The sequence below is a fragment of the Bacillus sp. BC05(2025) genome (assembly GCF_056725905.1).
Genome location: NZ_JBWYRA010000027.1, coordinates 1 through 5,030, shown reverse-complemented (window position 1 = coordinate 5,030; position 5,030 = coordinate 1). Strand labels below are relative to the sequence as shown.

Annotated in this window: 5 protein-coding genes; all 5 read left to right on the top strand. The window is 33.6% G+C overall.

Going from position 1 to position 5,030, the window contains the following annotated elements; translation table 11 throughout:
* The first annotated feature begins 361 nt into the window (after positions 1-361).
* The 5 genes from ACZ76X_RS28915 (at position 362) to uppP (ending at position 4,621) form a co-directional block, all read left to right on the top strand.
* Entirely contained in the window at positions 362-1,075 is a 714-nt protein-coding gene (locus ACZ76X_RS28915) for a response regulator transcription factor (protein WP_479852469.1), read from the top strand.
* Complete coding sequence (locus ACZ76X_RS28910; protein ID WP_479852468.1) at positions 1,065-2,078, top strand: sensor histidine kinase; 1,014 nt, start codon at positions 1,065-1,067, stop codon at positions 2,076-2,078. Before ACZ76X_RS28915 ends, ACZ76X_RS28910 begins: the two co-directional genes overlap by 11 nt.
* A gap of 68 nt (positions 2,079-2,146) precedes the next feature.
* Positions 2,147-3,076, top strand: coding sequence for an ABC transporter ATP-binding protein (locus ACZ76X_RS28905; RefSeq protein WP_479852467.1), 930 nt, complete (start codon positions 2,147-2,149; stop codon positions 3,074-3,076).
* Positions 3,069-3,806, top strand: coding sequence for an ABC transporter permease (locus tag ACZ76X_RS28900; protein WP_479852466.1), 738 nt, complete (start codon positions 3,069-3,071; stop codon positions 3,804-3,806). The genes ACZ76X_RS28905 and ACZ76X_RS28900 overlap by 8 nt, the downstream gene beginning before the upstream one ends.
* Before the next feature lie 17 nt (positions 3,807-3,823).
* On the top strand, positions 3,824-4,621 hold the full coding sequence (gene uppP / locus ACZ76X_RS28895; RefSeq protein ID WP_479852465.1) for an undecaprenyl-diphosphate phosphatase UppP: 798 nt from the start codon (positions 3,824-3,826) through the stop codon (positions 4,619-4,621).
* The last annotated feature ends 409 nt before the right edge of the window (positions 4,622-5,030 follow it).

Genomic DNA, 5,030 nt, shown 5'->3' with positions numbered 1-5,030 from the left:
GGTTAATGTCAACTAAGTTTTTTATTTCGTTTGCCGCTTTCGACGTTAATGTCATCGGCGACTTGTTCTATATTACACCTCTAATGTACAATCGTCAACACCTTTTTATAAATATATTCAAGTTAATATTTTTATGCTCTCTTAGCTATATACAACCTTACAAGATTCATTACCAGAAACCATCTTCTGCTGCTCTTTAATTTATTCTCCCAAAACATATCCCAGTCATTTTGAACTCTAAACTTAATACGTGCAGACCTTTTCCTCCAATAAAACTAGCAACCTTATTTTAACAAATACTAGTATATAATTAGAGTGTTGTTGTACTATCAATGAAAATCTATTAGAAGCAGGTGAAGATATGAAAGATATACGTATCCTTATAGCAGACGATGATAAAGAAATCCGAAATTTATTGAAAATATATTTAGAACGAGAATTATATATGGTAGATACTGCGATTAATGGAGATGAGGCCTTACAGTTATTTAATCAAAACAACTATAATCTCGTTATATTAGACCTTATGATGCCGAAAGTAGATGGTATCGAAGTATGCAGAAAGCTTAGAGATAAAACTAACGTACCTATATTAATGTTGACTGCTAAAGATCACGAAGTTGATAAAATTTTGGGTCTAAGCATTGGCGCTGATGATTACATTACAAAACCTTTCAGTATTCACGAGGTGGTTGCACGAGTAAAAGCTCTTATGCGACGTTTTTTAGTTCTCAGCAGTAACATTAATGTACAAGAGAAAACAACTTTAACTTTTAAAGGACTAACCATCAATTTAAATACATATACAGTTCATACAAATACGGAGGAAATTAGCTTAACCGGAAAAGAACTGGAACTATTAAAATTCTTCACCTCAAACCCAGGGCAAGTATTTACTAAAACTCAACTCTTCCGAAATGTATGGGACGATAATTATATAGAAGATAATAATACCGTTATGGTACATATTCGAAAACTTAGAAAGAAAATAGAAAACGATCCTTCCAATCCAAAGTTTATTCAAACTGTATGGGGCATTGGTTATAAGTTTGTAGGTGAAAAGCTTGAAGACTGATAAAACGCTATTCCTTATTTCATTACAACTTATCATTTGTGGGCTTTTAAATATACAAATGGTTCCAAGCATAAAAATGTCTTTATTTATTACACTTATCTCAATTACAATGTATCTCTTCTTTTCAAGAATACAATTTATTCAGCATTGCAAATCAATAGATACTAAATTAAGCCGTGTACTAAAAGGTAATTTACAAACGAGATTATTTACAAGCAATGATCGTTCATTACATAATATCGTTTTTTCAATAAATGAACTAATAGCTGAATTAGAAAAGGTTCGGATTGAAGCAAAAAGGTCTCAGGAATCTAGAAAACAACTTTTGTCTAGTATCTCGCACGACATTCGAACACCACTCACCTCAGTTATTGGCTATATCGATGCTTTAAAAGATGGGGTTGCTGCTTCTGAAATAGAAAAGCAAGAATATCTTAAAGTACTTTATATAAAATCAAATAACTTAAAACATCTAGTTGATGACATATTCAATATGGCAAAGCTAGACGCCAATGAATTTCCAATAAAAGAAGAACAACTCGACTTTTCTGAAGTTACTAGAGAAATTTTAATTGAATTTTTGCCTGAACTCTCAAAACATAATATTGAGCTACAAGTTCTAATCCCAGAATCTACTTGCCCTATCATCGCAGACCACCTTAGCCTTATGCGAATTATGAATAATTTAATAAAAAATGCTATTTATTACGGAAAAGATGGGAAAACATTAGGAATCGAACTACTAGAAACCGATACAGACTATGAACTTCTTATTTGGGACAGAGGCCCGGGTATTCCAAAACATGACTTACAAAACGTATTTGAGCGAATGTACCGAAGCGAACAATCAAGAAATTCCTCCTATGGCGGTAGCGGCCTAGGACTTGCCATTGTAAAAGCACTAGTTGAGAAGCAGCATGGACATATATGGGTTGAAAGTATCCCATGGGAACGAACTACTTTTGGTTTTTCCATTCCAAAACACAATGCTTTTAAGAAATAGTTAAGAAATGATTAATACGCAGTTAAACCTTCCTTTTTATCATGTAATTAAGAACTTATAGAAAGTAGGTGTCCCCTATAAATACAATTATAAAAACGACTAACCTTACTAAAGCATACGGCACACAAAAGTCAGTAGATAATCTAAATATTAACGTTCAACAAGGAGAAATTTACGGATTCATAGGACGTAACGGTGCTGGTAAAACTACAACCATTCGTATGTTACTCAGCCTTATAAAGCCTACAAGTGGAAATATTGAAATATTTGGAGAGAACTTATTTCAAAACCAAAAAGATATTTTAAGAAGAATTGGTTCTATCGTTGAGGTTCCAGGGTTTTATGAAAACTTAACTGCAAAAGAAAACTTATTAGTTAATGCAAAGATAATTGGAATTCATAAAAAGAATGCTATTGAAGAAGCATTAGAGATAGTAGGATTGCAGCATGAAACAAAAAAGTTGGTAGGAAAGTATTCTTTAGGAATGAAGCAGCGCCTAGGAATTGCACGTGCTCTTCTCCATTATCCCGAATTACTCATACTAGATGAACCAACTAATGGGCTGGACCCTATTGGTATTAAAGAAATGCGAAAACTTATTCATTCTTTAGCTCAAGAAAGGAATATAACGATACTCATTTCTAGTCACATATTAGCAGAGGTAGAACAGTTAGTTGATCGTATCGGAATTATTCACGAAGGAAGGTTACTAGAAGAAGTTACTCTTGATACACTGCGCAAAGCAAACCGTAAGTACATAGAATTTCAGGTGAATAATGACAATAAGGCTGCGATGCTATTAGAAAATCATTTTCAAATTTTTGATTACGAAGTTCATGATGAAGGAAATATTCGTATTTATTCTCATTTCGGACAACAAGGGTGCATAAACAGAACGTTCGTTCCGAATGATATTGAAGTATTAAAAATAATGATGAGCGAAGATAGATTAGAAGATTATTTCACTAAACTAGTCGGGGGTGGAACGATTGGTTAATCTACTCTATACAGAACTATTAAAACTAAAACGCTCTAATATGTTTTTAATTAGCATTATTGGTGCTGGTGTCGCACCTTTCTTAGTTGTAGTAGCTTCTTATATACATATAAAAACCAAACAGCCAACTCCGACCATTTTGTTCCACCAATTATTCACTGAAGTTAACTTATATACTACTTTAGTAATAGGCTTTCCCTTATATGGAGTAGTAATTGCTTATATGTTTACCCGTGAATATACAGAAGATACACTAAAGAATTTATTAACTATTCCCGTGTCGCGTATTAGCTTTATTATAAGTAAGTTCATCACTCTTTTTCTTTGGATCGTGATGCTAACTTTAGTCGCTTGGACACTCACTTTAATATTAGGGGTATTGGGGGGCTTCCCTGGTTTTAACACCGATTTAATTTTAGGTTCTTTCCTAAAATTTTCAATTTGTGGTGTCCTTCTCTTTCTATTGTCTTCACCTATAGTGCTATTAACTCTTGTAATGAAGAGCTATGTACCGCCTATTATATTAACAGTCATTATTACAATGACTAATCTTATGCTCGTAAACTCCAAACATAAAGATTTATTTCCGTGGACCGCTACTTTAGATATCACAAATAATGAATTACAACCCACATATCCACCAGAGTATTCTTATATCATCATTGCGGCAACAGCGATTTCAGGATTTATTGCAACACTATTCTATTTTAAAAGAGTAGATATCCATTAATTTATAGGAGTGAAACTATGAGCGATATCATTATTGCTTTCATACTTGGTATCGTAGAGGGGCTAGCTGAATTTTTACCTATCTCCTCTACTGGCCACCTTATATTAGTCGGGCATTTATTAGGCTTTGAAGGAGAAAGAGCGAAAACGTTTGAAATTGTTATACAGCTAGGGGCAATTTTAGCTATTGCAATTTTATATCATAAACGTCTCGTTTCTTTATGTAATATTAAACCTCTTCTGCGGAAAAAGAAAAAATTTAACGTATTCCATGTATTTCTTGGCGTATTTCCAGCAGTAGTTGCTGGTTTATTACTACACGATGTTATTAAAACTTACTTATTTCAGCCCTACACTGTCGTAATCGGACTTGTGGCAGGGGCCATTCTGATGATCTTTGCAGAAGTAAAAAAGAAAGAGGCAACCGCCTATTCACTAGATGATTTAACATACCGTCAAGCATTAACAATTGGATTATTTCAATGCTTAGCCGTATATCCTGGTTTTTCTAGAGCTGGCTCTACTATTTCTGGGGGGCTATTAGCAAAAGTAAATTATAAAACTGCATCTGAATTCTCTTTTCTCATTGCTCTTCCTGTAATGGTTGGCGCTACAGGCTTAGACTTATTAAAAAGCTGGAAGTATTTAAGTGTAAATGATATTCCTATGTTTGTCGTAGGATTCATTACCTCTTTTATAGTAGCAATGCTAGCGGTAGTAACTTTTCTGAAGCTTTTAGAGAAGATAGGTTTAAAACCTTTTGCATACTATCGCATTTTACTAGCTATTTTATTTACGCTTTTCGTATTGCTCTAAATTCATATAAGTCACAAATTATTAAACCGATATTCAAGTTAGAATATCGGTTTTTTTATCTATTTCACTACTAGTATGACTTACTTCTGACATGGCAGAAATAATCTAATCACCATTAATACTCCAAATTACCGTACGACACAGCTCAAAAATTAAACATCCCTTGGACAACGCCATATTAATAGATAGACCGAATGTGTATATAAATTAAAACTTTAATCAGCCCTCACCAATCGGGCTTTTACGGGCAGTTGATTCTCCACCTAACTTCTTTGCTTCCGCTGAATTTTGATGTGGAGGTCTTACTGCCCGGCAAATAGCGGGATAAACTATATCCATTCTGCGTATATCATCTTTCTATGTATAAAATGTTTATGCTTTATTAAACACGAAAAAACACAAGTCAAAA

Bases quoted from the DNA above. Each gene is read 5' to 3' on its own strand.
- ACZ76X_RS28915 (WP_479852469.1), top strand. From the start codon at position 362: ATGAAAGATATACGTATCCTTATAGCAGACGATGATAAAGAAATCCGA.
- uppP (WP_479852465.1), top strand. From the start codon at position 3,824: ATGAGCGATATCATTATTGCTTTCATACTTGGTATCGTAGAGGGGCTA.